General features: G+C 38.1%; 11 protein-coding genes, 7 tRNA genes and 1 rRNA gene. 18 read left to right on the forward strand and 1 reads right to left on the reverse strand.

Annotated elements, in window-relative coordinates:
• The first annotated feature begins 271 nt into the window (after positions 1 to 271).
• The gene (locus AC06G9_RS03500) at positions 272 to 799 is read left to right on the forward strand and encodes a hypothetical protein (RefSeq protein WP_480957526.1); all 528 of its coding nucleotides are present in this window, start codon (positions 272 to 274) and stop codon (positions 797 to 799) included.
• 77 nt (positions 800 to 876) lie between these two features.
• Here AC06G9_RS03500 and AC06G9_RS03505 read toward each other — a convergent pair whose 3' ends face one another.
• Positions 877 to 2,040 (reverse strand): BamA/TamA family outer membrane protein, encoded by a 1,164-nt coding sequence (locus AC06G9_RS03505; RefSeq protein WP_480957527.1) that lies wholly within the window; start codon positions 2,038 to 2,040, stop codon positions 877 to 879.
• 452 nt (positions 2,041 to 2,492) lie between these two features.
• Between AC06G9_RS03505 and AC06G9_RS03510 the strand changes: the two genes are divergently transcribed.
• From AC06G9_RS03510 to AC06G9_RS03590, 17 genes are all read left to right on the forward strand, one after another.
• Positions 2,493 to 2,565 (forward strand) — tRNA-Thr (locus AC06G9_RS03510).
• Positions 2,566 to 2,586: 21 nt separating this feature from the next.
• Positions 2,587 to 2,667 (forward strand) — tRNA-Tyr (locus AC06G9_RS03515).
• 58 nt (positions 2,668 to 2,725) lie between these two features.
• Positions 2,726 to 2,798: transfer RNA gene (locus AC06G9_RS03520), tRNA-Gly, on the forward strand.
• Positions 2,799 to 2,892: 94 nt separating this feature from the next.
• Positions 2,893 to 2,964 (forward strand) — tRNA-Thr (locus AC06G9_RS03525).
• Positions 2,965 to 3,020: 56 nt separating this feature from the next.
• On the forward strand, positions 3,021 to 4,205 hold the full coding sequence (gene tuf / locus AC06G9_RS03530; RefSeq protein ID WP_045752394.1) for an elongation factor Tu: 1,185 nt from the start codon (positions 3,021 to 3,023) through the stop codon (positions 4,203 to 4,205).
• 164 nt (positions 4,206 to 4,369) lie between these two features.
• Positions 4,370 to 4,440 (forward strand) — tRNA-Trp (locus AC06G9_RS03535).
• 19 nt (positions 4,441 to 4,459) lie between these two features.
• Positions 4,460 to 4,654: a preprotein translocase subunit SecE gene (secE, locus tag AC06G9_RS03540; RefSeq protein ID WP_045752393.1), complete on the forward strand. Its 195-nt coding sequence runs from the start codon at positions 4,460 to 4,462 to the stop codon at positions 4,652 to 4,654.
• A gap of 18 nt (positions 4,655 to 4,672) precedes the next feature.
• Positions 4,673 to 5,218, forward strand: a complete 546-nt coding sequence (nusG, locus tag AC06G9_RS03545) for a transcription termination/antitermination protein NusG (protein WP_045752392.1) — start codon at positions 4,673 to 4,675, stop codon at positions 5,216 to 5,218.
• A 187-nt stretch (positions 5,219 to 5,405) separates the two neighbouring features.
• Positions 5,406 to 5,849: a 50S ribosomal protein L11 gene (gene rplK, locus AC06G9_RS03550; protein ID WP_045752391.1), complete on the forward strand. Its 444-nt coding sequence runs from the start codon at positions 5,406 to 5,408 to the stop codon at positions 5,847 to 5,849.
• A gap of 22 nt (positions 5,850 to 5,871) precedes the next feature.
• The gene (rplA, locus tag AC06G9_RS03555) at positions 5,872 to 6,570 is read left to right on the forward strand and encodes a 50S ribosomal protein L1 (protein WP_045752390.1); all 699 of its coding nucleotides are present in this window, start codon (positions 5,872 to 5,874) and stop codon (positions 6,568 to 6,570) included.
• A gap of 2 nt (positions 6,571 to 6,572) precedes the next feature.
• Positions 6,573 to 7,091, forward strand: a complete 519-nt coding sequence (gene rplJ / locus AC06G9_RS03560; RefSeq protein WP_045752389.1) for a 50S ribosomal protein L10 — start codon at positions 6,573 to 6,575, stop codon at positions 7,089 to 7,091.
• Positions 7,092 to 7,171: 80 nt separating this feature from the next.
• Positions 7,172 to 7,546, forward strand: a complete 375-nt coding sequence (rplL, locus tag AC06G9_RS03565; RefSeq protein ID WP_045752388.1) for a 50S ribosomal protein L7/L12 — start codon at positions 7,172 to 7,174, stop codon at positions 7,544 to 7,546.
• Between the two features lie 169 nt (positions 7,547 to 7,715).
• The gene (gene rpoB, locus AC06G9_RS03570; protein ID WP_045752387.1) at positions 7,716 to 11,525 is read left to right on the forward strand and encodes a DNA-directed RNA polymerase subunit beta; all 3,810 of its coding nucleotides are present in this window, start codon (positions 7,716 to 7,718) and stop codon (positions 11,523 to 11,525) included.
• A gap of 75 nt (positions 11,526 to 11,600) precedes the next feature.
• A complete protein-coding gene (gene rpoC, locus AC06G9_RS03575) occupies positions 11,601 to 15,878 on the forward strand; it encodes a DNA-directed RNA polymerase subunit beta' (RefSeq protein WP_045752386.1) in 4,278 nt (1,425 codons plus the stop codon).
• 1,046 nt (positions 15,879 to 16,924) lie between these two features.
• Positions 16,925 to 18,453: ribosomal RNA gene (locus AC06G9_RS03580) — 16S ribosomal RNA — on the forward strand.
• A gap of 129 nt (positions 18,454 to 18,582) precedes the next feature.
• Positions 18,583 to 18,659, forward strand: a tRNA-Ile gene (locus AC06G9_RS03585).
• 9 nt (positions 18,660 to 18,668) lie between these two features.
• A tRNA-Ala gene (locus AC06G9_RS03590) sits at positions 18,669 to 18,742 on the forward strand.
• The last annotated feature ends 119 nt before the right edge of the window (positions 18,743 to 18,861 follow it).

Raw genomic sequence — 18,861 nt, forward strand, 5'->3', positions numbered from 1 at the left:
GGAATACATGAGTATGTTATATTTTACCTGCTTAAGCAAAAAATTTCATTAGTTATTTTCTTGATCAACATCCTACTAACTTTGTATCAAATTCTACTTTAACAGAGATATAATAGGGGGTTAATAGGGGGATAATAGGGGGTTAATAGGGGTAAAACCCTATTAACCCCCTATTATCCCTAAACAATGGGATAGTTAAATCTATGTTAATACCGAATTTGATATTCATTTAATAGGAATTTGTATTACTCTATGTAAATTTGTCCTCTACATGCAGTATTATCTAAAATCTTTACGTCATTATTTAGTTTCTCATAGTCGCCATGGAACTCATTCACCTTTTGTATATCAATTGGTCGATCAAGTTCTTTATCGAAAGCCTACGGTTGATGAGGTGAATGCTGTGCCGTTATGCTATAAAAGGGCAGGGAAGAGGGAAGAGAAGAACTATTTATTTGTAGAGCGTTTGCTAAGAACGTTTCCATTTGGCACCTATAAAATATCCGATAAATCAAATGATCCCGATCTGGTCAAGTTATTTGAAAGTAACTGTACGATCTTGGCCCAGCGAGCAATTTATTATATCAATACGGTCGATGATTATCAAAAAATACTATTTGAGATGCAAGAAGATGATATAATCATTGTTGATAGCCCTCATCTTTCAAAAGATCAAGAAAAGTCTTGGAGATTTTTAAAGCAGCATTCAAAGGTTGTCGTGACTATCGATCTTTTCCATCTTGGATTGGTTTTTTTTAGAAAAGGGCAAAGGAAAGAAGACTTTATCATTCGTTTTTAAAAGGAAAGGCAGTTGTGAAATTAAGATTGATCACCTTTTATTTATAAAAGGTGATCAAAGTATCATTAAATATACCTTTAAAATGCTTCACTCAGGGAGAGATAAAATCCAGACTGTCGTTTTTCACCAGGCCGCTGTTCACCATAAGCATAATCAAGACGGATATTGCTATTATGCTCTAGACTGAAGAAGTAGCGTAGCCCACCTCCATAGGAAGGAACAAAACGCGCCTGATATTCTTTAGAAAAGACGGAACCTATTCCTGTAAATCCTGCAACAGCAAATCTAGGATGAAAACGGTAACGTAATTCGGCTTGCGAGGCGAGATAATTTTTATCCTTATAACGACCGATATAATAACCACGCATCATCATGTCACCACCAAGATCTCGATATGCATAGTATGGAATCGTTTTCCCAAATGTTGTTCTATAAATAGCCTGTGCCGCTAGTGTTACTTTTTTGTGTAAAGGAAAAAAACCGCGAAGGTCGACATCAACATTAGCTCCTTCAAAATCTTCTTTCGTCCATAATTTGGGCGCATAGGCTAATTTTGCTCTAGCATAATAACCATGAGTTGTATAAGATACATGGTTTCGGTTGTCATACAATTGAGAAATTCCCAAAAGTAATTGCTGACCTCCATTTTTCCCAATGATAGCAGTTTGATCAAATATACCACCGGGTTCTCGATCATGAAACTGGACATAATCATATTGTATATTTACTCCCGCATAGTAATTAGAAGCCATTCTTTTTTCTACTTCTAATTTTGCTCGGAATAATTTTTGACTGATTAAGTCTTCATCTACCTTTTTAGTATCCATGCCTATACCATAAAAATTAGATGGCCAATTGCGATAACGGAGTTCTGAAATAATATGGTAATCGTTGTTGTCCGTCCAAATGTCGGCTTGTAATTTGATATTTGACTGTTTTTTGGTTGTATATGTACCCATCAATAGAATGTTTGATGATCTGATACTGCTATCTTTTTTATTAAAATAGAAGTTGTAATTGCTGGCAATTCCATATTCGGCACCTGTCTCTTGTGCATAACCTAATGCTGGCAAAATCATAAAAACTCCAGATCTGGTCGAATCTTTGGAGGTGGAAAAGACTTTTTTAGTTACTTTTTCTAGTAGATTTTGAGCTTTTAAAGTGTTCGTAATGGTGATAAAAACAATGAATAGTATCGATACTAATATTTTGATCACTTTATTTTGATCTGGATTTTGCATGGCCAAACTTAGATAATTTTTTTTATTTACAATTTTAATTGCGTCATATAGGAAACAAATTTATTCATTGGTATCGATTTTTTAGACTTATGATGGTGATACCATTATGGGTATGGTGCCTGTCAATAATCCTAATTTTATAATAGATCTATGAAATTTTGAGCCAACATTCTAAAATGTCATATTTTCATTGAAATTTATTTATCTGCGTATCAGTAGTGTTGTGAAAAAGACGTGTTTTTTTTAAAAAAATATTTTTGTAATGTGGGTTTAGTGTATATCTTTGCATCAGCAAACGGGGAAATAGCGATGCTACTTCAGAAAGTTTGATAGTTCTTTTAAGAGTGAAAAAAAATAAAAAAAAGCTTGCACATGTCGAAATTAAAATAGATATTTGCACTCGCTAAACAAAAGAAATAAAGTTTAGAGATTAAATGCTTTTAAATAGAAACGCCTCTTTAGCTCAGCTGGTAGAGCAACTGACTTGTAATCAGTAGGTCATTGGTTCGATTCCGATAAGAGGCTCAAACATAACTTTATAGTTATGGGGGGGTTCCAGAGCGGTCAAATGGGACGGACTGTAAATCCGTTACTTCGGTTTCGAAGGTTCGAATCCTTCTCCCCCCACACCAAACAGTTTGCGAGCTGTTAGTAGATGAAAGTCTAAAGTAAAATCGCAAACAAAGCGGAAGTAGCTCAGTTGGTAGAGCGATAGCCTTCCAAGCTATAGGTCGCGAGTTCGAACCTCGTCTTCCGCTCAAATTTTTAAGTATTGATTTTTAGTCTCTGTCTTCTTTGATAATATTATATCTAAAGGTGGAGGCATTAATCTGTAGAAGGAATTTTCGAAAAGCCGAAGTAGCTCAGGGGTAGAGCACTTCCTTGGTAAGGAAGAGGTCGTGGGTTCAAATCCCATCTTTGGCTCGTACAACATTGTATAACAAATAGAGAAATATTTATAATTACTAATTCGCATAAACATGGCAAAAGAGAAATTTGACCGTAGTAAACCACACTTAAACATTGGTACAATCGGTCACGTTGACCACGGTAAAACTACTACAACTGCAGCTATTACTAAAGTATTAGCAGACGCAGGTTTATCAGAAGCTCGTTCATTTGATTCAATTGACTCTGCTCCTGAAGAAAAAGAGCGTGGTATCACTATTAATACTGCACACGTTGAGTACTCAACAGCTAACCGTCACTATGCGCACGTTGACTGTCCAGGTCACGCCGATTACGTGAAAAACATGGTTACTGGTGCTGCTCAAATGGATGGCGCTATCATCGTAGTTGCTGCTACTGATGGTCCTATGCCTCAAACGCGTGAGCACATCTTATTAGGTCGTCAAGTAGGTATCCCTGCTTTAGTTGTTTTCTTAAACAAAACTGACTTAGTAGATGATGAAGAATTATTAGACTTAGTTGAAATGGAAGTTCGTGAATTATTATCATTCTACGATTATCCAGGAGATGATGTTCCAGTAATTAAAGGTTCTGCTTTAGGAGCTCTTAACGGTGAGCCTGAGTGGGTTGCTAAAATTATGGAATTAATGGATGCTGTTGATAACTACATTCCAATCCCTCCACGTTTAACTGAATTACCTTTCTTAATGCCAGTAGAGGATGTATTCTCGATCACAGGTCGTGGTACTGTTGCTACAGGTCGTATTGAAAGAGGTGTAATCAACTCTGGAGATCCAGTTGAAATCTTAGGTATGGGTGCTGAGAACTTAAAATCTACAGTAACTGGTGTTGAGATGTTCCGTAAAATTTTAGATTACGGTGAAGCTGGTGATAACGTAGGTTTATTGTTACGTGGTATTGAGAAAACTGATATCAAACGTGGTATGGTTATCTGTAAACCAGGATCAGTAACTCCTCACGATTATTTCAAAGCTGAGGTTTACGTTTTATCAAAAGCTGAAGGTGGTCGTCACACACCATTCTTTAACAAATACCGTCCTCAATTCTATTTCCGTACAACAGATGTAACTGGTGAGATTTCATTAGCTGAAGGTACTGAAATGGTTATGCCAGGTGATAACGTTACGATCACTGTTAAATTGATCTCTCCTATCGCTATGGAAAAAGGTCTACGTTTCGCTATCCGTGAAGGTGGTAGAACTGTAGGTGCTGGTCAGGTAACTGAAATTTTATAATCTGAAAAGATTCTAAAATCACCATATAGTAAGCTAATCAGTTCATACTGATTAGCTTATTTTTTCAATCTGAAATATTGATTAAAAAACAATAAAAAAAGATTAAAAATATTTGCAGGAGATAGTTTAAAACACTATATTTGCATCATCAAAATAAGAAATACACGGGAATAGTTCAACGGTAGAATAGAGGTCTCCAAAACCTTTGATCAGGGTTCGAATCCTTGTTCCCGTGCTTAATAAATAAACTGAAAATGGCAAAAGTACTTGATTTTTTTAAAGACTCTTATGTCGAGATTACAGAGAAGGTCACTTGGCCTACTTGGGGTCAGTTACAAAACTCCGCTGTGATCGTACTTGTTGCTTCTGTTATCATAGCATTATTGGTTTTTATAATGGATAAAGCTTCAAGCAACGTATTGGAGTTGTTGTACGGTATTGCTTCTTAATTTCATCAAACATTATTTATGGCAGATCAAAGTTTAAAATGGTACGTAGTTCGTGCAGTGAGTGGTAAGGAGAAGAAGGTAAAGCAATATATTGATGCCGAAGTGAGCCGTTTAGGGATTGAGCATTTGGTTACTCAGGTGTTGATTCCTATGGAGAAGTACTATTTGATGCGTGATGGAAAAAAAGTGGCTAAGGAGCGTAACTATTATCCTGGATACGTTTTGTTAGAGGCTGCTTTGGATGGTGAGTTAGAGCATATCATTAAAGGAGTTAATAGTGTTATTGGATTTTTAGGAGATAAAGCAGGTAATGCTATTCCTTTACGCCAAGCGGAAGTTAATCGTATCTTAGGTAAAGTAGATGAGATGGCTGAGCAAGGTGAGACCATTAATGTACCATACTACGTTGGTGAAACAGTGAAAGTGAATGATGGTCCATTTAACGGTTTTACTGGTGAAATCGAAGAAGTTCACGAAGACAAGAAGAAATTAATCGTGATGGTGAAAGTTTTTGGAAGAAAAACACCATTGGAATTAAACTACATGCAAGTAGAAAAAGAATAATAAAAAGAGCAAAGTTTAACCTTTGCTCTTTTTATGTTGAAAAATATTTGTATTTAGTTTTTATTATACATATCTTTGCACCTCATTTGGTGGTTAAACGCAAGTTAATAGCCAAGTGAAATAATAAATGTTACGTTATTTGCTTCCAACTTACTAACAAACATTTAATAATTTAATTCAAAACAAGATGGCAAAAGAAGTCAGTGCGTTAGTAAAATTACAAGTTAAGGGCGGAGCTGCGAATCCATCTCCACCAGTAGGACCTGCTTTAGGTGCTAAGGGTGTGAACATTATGGATTTCTGTAAACAGTTCAATGCTCGTACGCAAGACAAACCAGGAAAAGTATTGCCTGTTGTCATTACAGTTTACGCCGATAAATCTTTTGATTTTATCATTAAAACTCCACCAGTTGCTATTCAATTGAAAGAAACTGCTGGTTTAAAAAGCGGTTCAGGTGAGCCTAACCGTAAAAAAGTAGCTTCAGTTACTTGGGAACAAGTAGAAGTTATTGCTAAAGATAAAATGGTAGATTTAAACGCGTTTACTTTAGATGCTGCTATGAGAATGGTAGCTGGGACAGCACGTAGTATGGGTATTACTGTATCAGGTAATGCTCCTTGGAACAATTAATTAAGAAATCAATTTAAGAAAAGTGGCTAGATTAACAAAAAATCAAAAAGCGGCACTATCCAAAATTGAAGCTGGTAAAGCATACTCTTTAAAAGAAGCTTCGGCTTTAGTTAAAGAAATTTCATTGACCAAATTCGATGCTTCTGTGGATATCGACGTTCGTTTAGGCGTAGATCCTCGTAAAGCAAATCAAATGGTTCGTGGTATTGCAACTTTACCTCACGGAACTGGTAAAACTGTACGTGTTTTAGTTTTATGTACTCCTGATAAGGAAGAAGAAGCTAAAGCAGCAGGTGCTGATTTCGTAGGTTTAGATGAGTATATCAGTAAAATTGAAGGCGGTTGGACTGACGTTGATATCATTATTACAATGCCTAGTGTGATGGCTAAAGTAGGTAAATTGGGTCGTATTTTAGGTCCAAGAAACTTAATGCCAAATCCTAAAACTGGTACTGTAACTACAGAAGTAGGTAAAGCAGTAACAGATGTAAAAGGCGGTAAGATTGATTTCAAAGTTGATAAAACTGGTATCATCCATACTTCAGTTGGTAAAGCGTCGTTCGATGCAGACAAAATTTATGAAAACGCATTAGAGGTATTACAAACTATCTCTCGTTTGAAACCGTCTGCAGCTAAAGGAACATACTTTAAAAGCATTCACATTTCATCAACTATGAGTCCTGGTATTCATATTGAAACTAAATCAGTAGCGGGTATTTAATCATGAGAAAAGAAGAAAAACAAGAAATTGTTCAAGCTTTGGCCGAGCAGATTAAATCTTACGGTAATTTCTATATTACTGACACTTCTAATTTATCGGTAGAAAAAGTGAATGGCATTCGTCGCAAATGTTTCGAAAGTGATATTGAAATTAAAGCTGTTAAAAACACTTTAATCAAAAAAGCATTAATCGAAGCTGGTATCGATTCAGATGAGATCGTAGGTACATTGAAAGGTGCGTCTACAATGATGTTTTCTGAAATCGCAAATGCTCCAGCGAAATTAATTCAAGCTTTACGTAAAGAAGGTGACAAACCTTTGTTAAAAGCTGCTTATATCCAAGAAACTGCATTTGTAGGTGACAATCAGTTGAAAGCATTAGTGAGTCTTAAATCTAAAAATGAACTCATCGCTGACGTTATCGCTGCATTGGAATCTCCTGCTAAGAATGTTATTTCAGCTCTTCAATCGGGTGGAAATACAATTTCAGGTTTAGTAAAAGCTTTAGAACAAAGAGGTTAACGAATACTCTTTTTAAATAAAACATTCGTTCTATTATTAATAACAATTTTTCATAACGACATTCAAAAATTCAAAATAAAATGGCAGATTTAAAACAACTTGCTGAACAGTTAGTAAACTTAACAGTAAAAGAAGTTAAAGAATTAGCTGATATCTTAAAAGACGAGTATGGTATCGAGCCTGCTGCTGCTGCTGTTGCAGTTGCTGCTGCTCCAGCTGAAGGTGCTGCTGCTGCTGAAGAGAAAACATCTTTCGATGTTATCTTGAAAGAAGCTGGTGGTGCTAAATTAGCTGTAGTTAAATTAGTAAAAGATTTAGCTGGATTAGGCTTGAAAGAAGCTAAAGATTTAGTTGATGGCGCTCCTAAAGAAATCAAAACTGGTGTTTCTAAAGATGAAGCAGAAGCTTTGAAACAACAATTAGAAGAAGCTGGAGCTGTTGTTGAGATTAAATAATCTTACATAACAAGCCCTCAAAAGGTTTAGACTCTGACGTATTTTCGTTAGAGTCTATTCCTATTTATGATATTTCACTACTAGTCTATGTGTGTGCTGAACATAGTCCAAATGTAGTAATAACAGCATAGTTAAGCTCAGTTTTTTTAAAACTAAAATTCATATCCCCTTGGCAAACAATAATATTCAACAAGAAAGAGTAAATTTTGCGACAAGCAGGAAAGTTCTGGAATATCCAGATTTCTTAGATGTGCAATTGCAATCTTTCAAGGAGTTTTTTCAACTAGAAACTACTTCTGACAACCGCCATCAGGAAGGGCTGTTCAAGGTATTCTCGGAAAACTTCCCTATTTCTGATTCTAGAAACATTTTTGTTCTCGAGTTTTTGGATTATTTCATTGATCCTCCTCGCTATGATATACAAGAATGTATCGAACGTGGGTTAACTTATAGCGTTCCTTTAAAGGCAAAGTTAAAGTTATCATGTAATGATGAAGAACACGAAGATTTCGAGACTATTGTGCAGGACGTATATTTGGGAACTATCCCATATATGACACCGAAAGGTACTTTCGTGATCAATGGTGCGGAGCGCGTAATCGTATCTCAATTACACCGTTCACCTGGCGTTTTCTTTGGTCAAAGTAGACACACAAATGGTACTAAACTTTATTCTGCAAGGGTAATTCCTTTTAAAGGATCTTGGATTGAATTTGCAACTGATGTAAACAACGTCATGTATGCTTATATCGACCGTAAGAAAAAATTCCCAGTTACTACTTTATTACGTGCTATCGGTTATGATTCTGATAAGGATATCTTAGAATTATTTGATCTTGCCGATGAAATTAAAGTAAGTAAGTCTGGTCTAAAAAAATACGTGGGTCGTCGTTTGGCGGCAAGGGTATTGAAAAAATGGATTGAAGATTTCGTTGATGAGGATACTGGTGAAGTGGTATCAATCGATCGTAATGAAATTATCCTTGAACGTGAGACTGTTTTAGAAGAAGATCACATTGATTTGATCATCGATGCTGGAGTAAAATCAATTATTTTAGCAAAAGAAGATGCTTCAAACAATGCTGACTATTCAATTATATATAACACATTACAAAAAGATACGTCTAACTCTGAGAAAGAGGCAGTAGAGCATATCTACCGTCAATTGCGTAACGCTGAACCACCTGATGAGGAAACTGCTCGTGGTATCATCGATCGTTTATTCTTCTCGGACAAACGTTATGATTTGGGTGATGTAGGTCGCTACCGCATTAACCGTAAATTGAAATTAAATACTCCTGATGAAACGAAGGTACTGACTCGTGAGGATATCATCGCAATCGTGAAGTATTTGATTAACTTAATCAACTCTAAAGCTGAGGTGGATGATATTGACCACTTATCTAACCGTCGTGTACGTACAGTAGGTGAGCAGTTGTACGCACAGTTTGGAGTAGGTCTTTCTCGTATGGCTCGTACCATTCGTGAGCGTATGAATATTCGTGATAATGAGGTTTTCACACCTACTGACTTAATTAATGCACGTACGTTATCGTCTGTGATTAATTCTTTCTTTGGTACTAACCAGTTATCACAGTTCATGGATCAAACCAACCCTCTTGCGGAGATCACGCACAAGCGTCGTCTTTCAGCTTTAGGTCCAGGTGGTCTTTCTCGTGAGCGTGCAGGTTTCGAGGTTCGTGACGTTCACTATACGCACTACGGTCGTTTGTGTACAATCGAGACTCCTGAGGGACCAAATATTGGTTTGATTTCTTCATTAGCAGTTCACGCTAAGATTAATAATTTAGGTTTTATCGAAACTCCTTACCGTCGTGTTGAAGATGGTCGTGTTGTGGTAGAAGAGCCTGTTCATTATTTATCTGCTGAGGACGAAGATGAGAAAACAATCGGTCAAGCCAATGCGCAGTATGATGATAATGGTAATTTTATCGATGCTAAAGTAAAAGCAAGATATTTTGGTGACTTCCCGGTAATCGAACCTACACGTTTGGATTATATGGACGTTGCTCCGAACCAGATTACATCTATTGCGGCCTCATTGATTCCTTTCTTGGAACATGATGATGCCAACCGTGCATTGATGGGATCAAACATGCAGCGTCAAGCTGTTCCAATTTTGCGTCCACAAGCTCCTATCGTTGGTACTGGTCTAGAAGCACGTGTTGCGAAAGATTCCCGTACATTAATTAATGCAGAGGGTAATGGTGTGGTTGAGTATGTAGATGCAGATGAAATTAAAATTCGTTATGACCGCACTGATGATGACCGTTTAGTGTCATTTGATGATGATGTCAAAACATATAGATTGATCAAATTCAAGAAAACCAATCAGAATACGTGTATGAACTTAAAACCTATTGTAGGTAAAGGTCAACGTGTGACTAAGGGTCAGGTATTATGTGAAGGTTATGCAACTGAAAATGGTGAATTAGCATTAGGTCGTAACTTAAAAGTTGCATTCATGCCTTGGCAAGGATATAACTTTGAGGATGCGATCGTTATTTCTGAGCGTGTAGCAAAAGAAGACTGGTTTACTTCTCTTCATATTGAAGAGTTTGAATTGGAAGTTCGTGATACAAAACGTGGTGAAGAAGAATTAACGGCAGATATTCCTAACGTTTCGGAAGAAGCGACCAAAGACTTAGATGAAAACGGTATTATCCGTATCGGTGCTGAAGTTAATGGTGGTGATATCTTGATCGGAAAAATCACTCCTAAAGGTGAGTCAGATCCTTCTCCAGAAGAGAAATTATTACGTGCAATCTTTGGTGACAAAGCTGGTGACGTTAAAGATGCTTCATTAAAAGCTTCTCCTTCATTGAAAGGTGTTGTAATTGATACGAAGTTATTTGCACGCGCTAAGAAAATGTCTAAAGAAGTTGAGCGTAAAACATTAGAGAAATTGGAAACAGCACATGAAAGAGCTGTTAAGATTTTGAAAGAACGTTTGGTAGAGAAATTATTTACAATTGTGAATGGTAAAACTGCTCAAGGGATCTATAATGTTTATAAAGAATTGTTAGTAGCTAAAGGGGCTAAGTTTACTCAAAAAATCTTAGCAGAATTAGACTATAATAATATCAACCCTACAGGTTGGACAACTGACGAAGATAAGAATGAAATGATTAAAGCTTCTTTACACTTCTATAACATCAAGTTAAATGAAGAGTTAGGTGCTTTCAAACGTGATAAATTCGCAGTTTCTGTCGGTGATGAGTTACCATCAGGTATTGTTCAAATGGCTAAAGTTTATGTTGCTAAAAAACGTAAATTGAAAGTAGGGGATAAGATGGCAGGTCGTCACGGTAATAAAGGTATTGTTGCACGTATTGTACGTGATGAAGATATGCCTTTCTTAGATGATGGAACACCAGTAGATATCGTGTTAAACCCACTGGGTGTACCTTCTCGTATGAACTTAGGACAGATTTACGAAACTGTTTTAGGTTGGGCTGGTCAAAAATTAGGTGTTAAATTTGCAACTCCTATTTTCGATGGTGCCGAAAAAGAAGAGGTAGAGGACTGGGTTGCTAAAGCTGGTTTACCTGCTTCAGGTAGAACTTACCTTTACAACGGTTTAACAGGTGAGCGTTTTGACCAACCAACTACAGTTGGTGTGATCTATATGTTGAAATTAGGTCACATGGTTGATGATAAGATGCACGCTCGTTCTATCGGACCATACTCATTGATTACACAACAACCATTGGGTGGTAAAGCTCAATTCGGTGGTCAGCGTTTTGGTGAGATGGAGGTTTGGGCATTAGAGGCATTCGGTGCATCTAATATCTTACAAGAAATCTTGACTGTGAAATCGGATGATGTTGTTGGTCGTGCGAAAACTTACGAGGCTATCGTAAAAGGAAACAATTTACCAACTCCATCGGTACCAGAATCGTTTAACGTATTGGTACATGAGTTACGTGGTTTAGGTTTAGATATCACATTGGATTAATTAAGCAAAAAGGAAGTTTTAGTGATCGCTATGATCACTAAAACTTTTTCATAAAGCTTTAACTTTTGAATAAGTATGTCTTACAAAAAAGATAATAAAATTAAAAGCAACTTTACATCAATTACTGTAAGCTTGGCGTCTCCAGAAACAATCTTAGAGCGTTCAAGTGGTGAAGTTGTAAAACCGGAAACGATTAACTATCGTACCTACAAACCAGAACGTGATGGTTTATTCTGTGAGCGTATCTTTGGTCCTGTAAAGGATTATGAATGTCACTGTGGTAAATACAAACGTATCCGTTATAAAGGTATTGTATGTGACCGTTGTGGTGTTGAAGTTACGGAGAAAAAAGTACGTCGTGAGCGTATGGGACACATTTCCTTAGTGGTTCCTGTTGCACACATCTGGTATTTCCGCTCTCTTCCAAATAAAATTGGTTATTTATTAGGTCTTCCTACTAAAAAACTGGACATGATTATCTACTACGAAAGATATGTAGTTATTCAAGCTGGTATTAAAGAGGATGATGGTATCAACTATATGGACTTCTTGACTGAAGAGGAATATTTAGATATTTTAGATACATTACCTAAAGAAAACCAATATTTAGATGACAACGATCCTCAAAAGTTCGTTGCTAAAATGGGTGCTGAGGCATTAGAAGAATTATTGAAACGTATTGATTTAGATAAATTATCTTATGATTTACGTCACCAAGCGGCTAACGAAACTTCTCAGCAACGTAAAAATGAGGCTTTAAAACGTCTTCATGTTGTAGAAGCATTCCGTGGTTCAAGAGATCGTATTGAAAATCGTCCTGAATGGATGATCGTAAAAATCGTTCCTATTATTCCACCAGAATTACGTCCATTAGTTCCTTTAGATGGTGGTCGTTTTGCGACTTCAGATTTAAATGATTTATATCGTCGTGTTATTATTCGTAATAACCGTTTGAAACGTTTAATTGAAATTAAAGCTCCAGAAGTAATTTTACGTAATGAAAAACGTATGTTACAAGAGGCTGTCGATTCATTATTCGATAACTCACGTAAAGTTAATGCAGTGAAAACTGAAGGTAACCGTGCGTTGAAATCATTATCTGATATCTTAAAAGGTAAACAAGGTCGTTTCCGTCAAAACTTATTAGGTAAGCGTGTGGATTATTCGGCTCGTTCGGTAATCGTCGTTGGACCTCACTTGAAATTACATGAGTGTGGTTTACCTAAGGATATGGCAGCAGAACTTTACAAACCGTTTATCATTCGTAAGATGATCGAGCGTGGTATCGTGAAAACTGTAAAATCAGCTAAGAAAATTGTAGATCGTAAAGATCCAGTTGTTTGGGATATATTAGAAAACGTGTTGAAAGGTCATCCGGTATTATTAAACCGTGCACCTACGTTACACAGATTGGGTATTCAGGCTTTCCAACCTACTTTAGTAGAGGGTAAAGCTATTCAATTACACCCATTAGTGTGTACCGCATTCAACGCCGATTTTGATGGTGACCAGATGGCAGTCCACTTACCTTTAGGTAATGCTGCAGTTTTGGAAGCTCAAGTTTTAATGTTGGCAGCGCACAATATTTTAAACCCTGCAAATGGTTCTCCTGTAACAGTACCTTCTCAGGATATGGTTTTGGGTCTTTATTATATCACAAAAGGCCGAAAAAGTACTCCAGAACAAATCGTTCATGGTGAAGATATGATTTTCTATTCTGCAGAAGAGGTTATTATCGCTTTGAATGAGAAGAAAATTGATTTGCATGCTTTTATTAAGGTAAAAACTAAAATCAGAACTAAAGATGGTAGTATCGTTGATACTTTATTAGATACAACAGTTGGTCGTGTTATATTCAACCAAGTTGTTCCTCATGAAGTGGGATTTATCAACGAATTATTAACGAAAAAATCTTTACGTAATATCATTGGAGAAATTGTGAAAACTACGGGTATGGCTCGTGCTGCACAGTTTTTGGATGATATGAAAGAATTAGGTTTCCAGACAGCTTTTAAAGGTGGTCTATCGTTCAACTTGCAAGATTTGAACATTCCTGATGCTAAAGCTGATTTAATTCAACAAGCGACAAACGAAGTTGAAGAAGTAATGAATAACTATAACATGGGTTTCATTACCAACAACGAACGTTATAATCAAATCATCGATATTTGGACACGTATCAACAATAAGTTGACATCACACGTAATGGATATCTTATCGAATGACAACCAAGGATTCAACTCTGTATATATGATGCTTGATTCTGGTGCACGTGGTTCGAAAGAGCAAATTCGTCAGTTGTGTGGTATGCGTGGTTTGATGGCTAAACCTCAAAAATCAGGTTCAGCAGGTGGTGAAATTATTGAAAACCCGATTTTATCAAACTTTAAAGAAGGTCTTTCAGTATTAGAATACTTTATCTCTACCCACGGTGCACGTAAAGGTCTTGCCGATACGGCATTAAAAACGGCGGATGCGGGTTACTTAACTCGTCGTTTACATGACGTTGCACAAGATATGATCGTTATTGATCAAGACTGTGGAGGTTTAAGAGGTATTTATACAACGGCATTAAAAGATAATGATGATGTTGTAGAACCATTATACGATCGTATTTTAGGTCGTGTATCGTTGTACAATGTATATGATCCAGAAACAGGTGAGTTGTTAGTAGAGGCTAATCAAGACATCGAAGAAGATATTGCTGAACGCATTGAATCTTCAGGTATTGAAGGTGTTGAGATTCGTACCGTGTTAACATGTGAATGTAAACGTGGTGTATGTGCTAGCTGTTACGGTCGTAACTTGGCGTCTGGTAAACGTGTTCAATTGGGTGAAGCTGTAGGTGTAATTGCAGCACAATCAATTGGTGAGCCAGGTACACAGTTGACACTTCGTACGTTCCACGTCGGTGGTACGGCTTCTAACATTGCTGCTGAGTCCCAGATTTCTTCTAAATATGCCGGTACAGTTGAGTTTGAAAACTTACGTACGGTATCTCAAGAAGGTGAAGATGGTACGCATCAAGTAGTATTGGGTCGTTCTGGTGAGATCAAAATTTTGGATGAAACTAGAAAAGTATTATTCCAACAAAATATCCCTTACGGTTCTCAATTGTTCGTTGAAGAAGGAAATAAGGTTGCTAAAGGTGATAAGTTAGTATCATGGGATCCATATAATGCTGTTATTATCTCGGAGTTTGCTGGTAAAGTGGAGTTTGATGCGATTGTAGAAGGTGTAACTTTCCGCGAAGAGTCAGATGAGCAAACTGGTCACAAAGAGAAAGTAATCATTGAAACTCGTGATAAAACGAAAAACCCTGCGATCAAGATCTTAGACAAAAAAGGTGAAGTAATTCGTACGTACAACATTCCAGTAGGAGCTCACGTTTCTGTAGCGGATGGTGTAACTGTAAAAGAAGGTGGTATCTTAGTTAAGATTCCTCGTTCTACAGGTAAAACTCGCGATATTACGGGGGGTCTACCTCGTGTAACGGAATTATTCGAAGCACGTAACCCTTCTAATCCAGCTGTAGTAACTGAAATTGATGGTGTTGTAACTTTAGGTGGTGTTAAACGTGGTAACCGTGAGATTTCTATCGAATCACGCGATGGCCAAATTAAAAAGTACCTTGTTCCACTTTCGAAACATATCTTAGTACAGGACAATGACTTTATTAAAGCTGGTATGCCTTTATCAGATGGTTCGATCTCTCCAGCAGATATCTTATCAATCAAAGGTCCATCAGCAGTACAGCATTATATCGTAAATGGTATTCAAGAGGTTTACCGTCTTCAGGGTGTAAAAATCAATGATAAACATTTTGAAACAATTGTTCACCAAATGATGCAAAAAGTGAATATTGAAGATCCAGGAGATACACGTTTCTTAGAGAAAGAGGCTGTTAACAAATGGGACTTCATGGAAGAAAATGATTCGCTTTACGACAAAAAAGTTGTGGTAGAGGCTGGTGATTCTAATGATTTACGTCCAGGTCAAATTGTTTCTTTACGTAAGTTGCGTGAAGAAAACTCAAGCTTGAGACGTCGTGATTTAAAATTAGTAGAGGTCCGTGACGCAATTCCTGCGACTTCAAGTCCTTTATTACAAGGTATCACTAGAGCTTCATTAGGTACGAAATCATTTATCTCTGCAGCATCTTTCCAAGAGACTACAAAAGTCTTGAACGAAGCAGCTATAGCAGGTAAACGTGATAATTTATTAGGTTTGAAAGAGAATGTAATTGTGGGTCACTTAATTCCTTCAGGTACAGGTCTTCGTCAATATGGTAACATTATCGTAGGTTCACGTGAAGAATACGATCAATTATTAGCTTCGAAAGAAGAAGATTAATAATTTTTTAATCATACTTGAAAGGGTTGCAGATTTTGTCTGCAACCCTTTTTTTATGATGTAGGATGTTATCAATTGCTGCTCTATTGCCGTGTATAGGTATCTATGTGGTATCAGATCTTATTGTTGGTTTTTGTTGCAAAATGATTCTTGACGTAACACTCTAAGACCAATATCAGCAGTATTTGCTCAACCTGTCTATGGACATCTGTTTAATAAGAGTAGATTCCTTCTGCTGCTATTCCCAATCATGATGGTATATCGTTGAAAGGAACAAGTAGGAGCAAGGCCGTATAGGAACATTTTTCAGCTTAACAGCCCGATAACCTGAAAAGATTATACTCCGCCGATCACAGGAAAGTTCGAAAAAAAGTCCGATATCTTTATTATTTCTGTCGGACACAGTCTTTTTTTTGCAGTACCAAATAGGCAGATACAGTAAAATCAAAAAAATTGCACAACAAATAAGCCCCAAAGAACAGTTGCCAAAAACATCTCCGATCAGCTATTAACCTCCCGATATTCCCGGATAAGGCACACTATCGGAACGCTGCTTGCAAATCAATCACACAATGTTACAGCAAGTTAAAGATAATATGAGCAAATAAGACAGAAAACATTAGGAAGTGAAGGATAAAAGTTCCTATCTTTGCACCACTCCGCAAGGGAGGAACGGCTGATCCGAGAGGGGAAGCACTGAAAAAAGAAGGGTTTAATTTAGTTTAAACGCAGAAACTTAAGGAAAACAAAAAAATAAATTTTCACATTTATTTTGGAGATACCAAAAAGATTTCTACCTTTGCAGTCCCAACGGAAACGAAGGGAAAACAAACAAGACCGATACCGGCGCAATGCCGACATCATATAAAGCCGAAGCGAGATGCGGGGGCGAAGAAAGTTCTTTAAAAATATAATCATGTAACGTAACGAGTAGTGTTGAGAAACAACGAAAGTTAAAAAAATCAACCTGTTCAATTTTAGAATTAGAAATAAAATACAAGACAATTCTATTTATTATAAATAGTCTTGATCTTACACTTCATTTTACAATGGAGAGTTTGATCCTGGCTCAGGATGAACGCTAGCGGCAGGCCTAATACATGCAAGTCGGACGGGATTGAAATTAAAGCTTGCTTTAATTTCATGAGAGTGGCGCACGGGTGCGTAACGCGTGAGCAACCTACCCATATCAGGGGGATAGCCTCTCGAAAGAGAGATTAACACCGCATAACATCATTTACCGGCATCGGATTATGATCAAATATTTATAGGATATGGATGGGCTCGCGTGACATTAGCTAGTTGGAGGGGTAACGGCCCACCAAGGCTACGATGTCTAGGGGCTCTAGAGGAGAATCCCCCACACTGGTACTGAGACACGGACCAGACTCCTACGGGAGGCAGCAGTAAGGAATATTGGTCAATGGAGGGAACTCTGAACCAGCCATGCCGCGTGCAGGATGACTGCCCTATGGGTTGTAAACTGCTTTTGTCAGGGAATAAACCTTTCCACGTGTGGGAAGCTGAATGTACCTGAAGAATAAGGATCGGCTAACTCCGTGCCAGCAGCCGCGGTAATACGGAGGATCCAAGCGTTATCCGGATTTATTGGGTTTAAAGGGTGCGTAGGCGGTCCTATAAGTCAGTGGTGAAAGACGGCAGCTTAACTGTCGCAGTGCCTTTGATACTGTAGGACTTGAATCTATTTGAAGTGGGCGGAATAAGACAAGTAGCGGTGAAATGCATAGATATGTCTTAGAACTCCGATTGCGAAGGCAGCTCACTAAGTTAGTATTGACGCTGATGCACGAAAGCGTGGGGATCAAACAGGATTAGATACCCTGGTAGTCCACGCCCTAAACGATGATAACTCGATGTTTGCGATACACAGTAAGCGTCCAAGCGAAAGCGTTAAGTTATCCACCTGGGGAGTACGGTCGCAAGATTGAAACTCAAAGGAATTGACGGGGGCCCGCACAAGCGGAGGAGCATGTGGTTTAATTCGATGATACGCGAGGAACCTTACCCGGGCTTGAAAGTTAGTGAATGATCCAGAGACGGATCAGTCCTTCGGGACACGAAACTAGGTGCTGCATGGCTGTCGTCAGCTCGTGCCGTGAGGTGTTGGGTTAAGTCCCGCAACGAGCGCAACCCCTATGTTTAGTTGCCAGCACATTAAGGTGGGGACTCTAAACAGACTGCCAGCGTAAGCTGTGAGGAAGGTGGGGACGACGTCAAGTCATCATGGCCCTTACGTCCGGGGCTACACACGTGCTACAATGGATGGTACAGCGGGCAGCTACATAGCAATATGGTGCTAATCTCTAAAAGCCATTCACAGTTCGGATTGAGGTCTGCAACTCGACCTCATGAAGTTGGATTCGCTAGTAATCGCGTATCAGCAATGACGCGGTGAATACGTTCCCGGGCCTTGTACACACCGCCCGTCAAGCCATGAAAGTTGGGGGTACCTAAAGCATGTAACCGCAAGGAGCGTGTTAGGGTAAAACCGATAATTGGGGCTAAGTCGTAACAAGGTAGCCGTACCGGAAGGTGCGGCTGGAATACCTCCTTTCTAGAGCATTCAGGATTGAAGCTCGTTACGTACACACATGGTTTATATAAGAAACAAACAAGAGACAAAACATTTGAAGAAATGTGCCCATCCCTGATTGGATGGTCCAGAGAGATAGAAAGATAAGCTAGTCCCGTAGCTCAGTTGGTTAGAGCACTACACTGATAATGTAGGGGTCAGCAGTTCAAATCTGCTCGGGACTACCAAAAATACACGGGGAATTAGCTCAGCTGGCTAGAGCACCTGCCTTGCACGCAGGGGGTCATCGGTTCGACTCCGATATTCTCCACAGGTATCCGCGCCGTATAAGATATTTACGGCACATAAAGCGGAAACAAAGAGTTCTTTGACATATTGAAAGAAAAAAAATTACAAGAGAAGACAACAGTAGAGACAATACTGTGGTGT

It is taken from the genome of Sphingobacterium sp. MAE, from assembly GCF_056711605.1.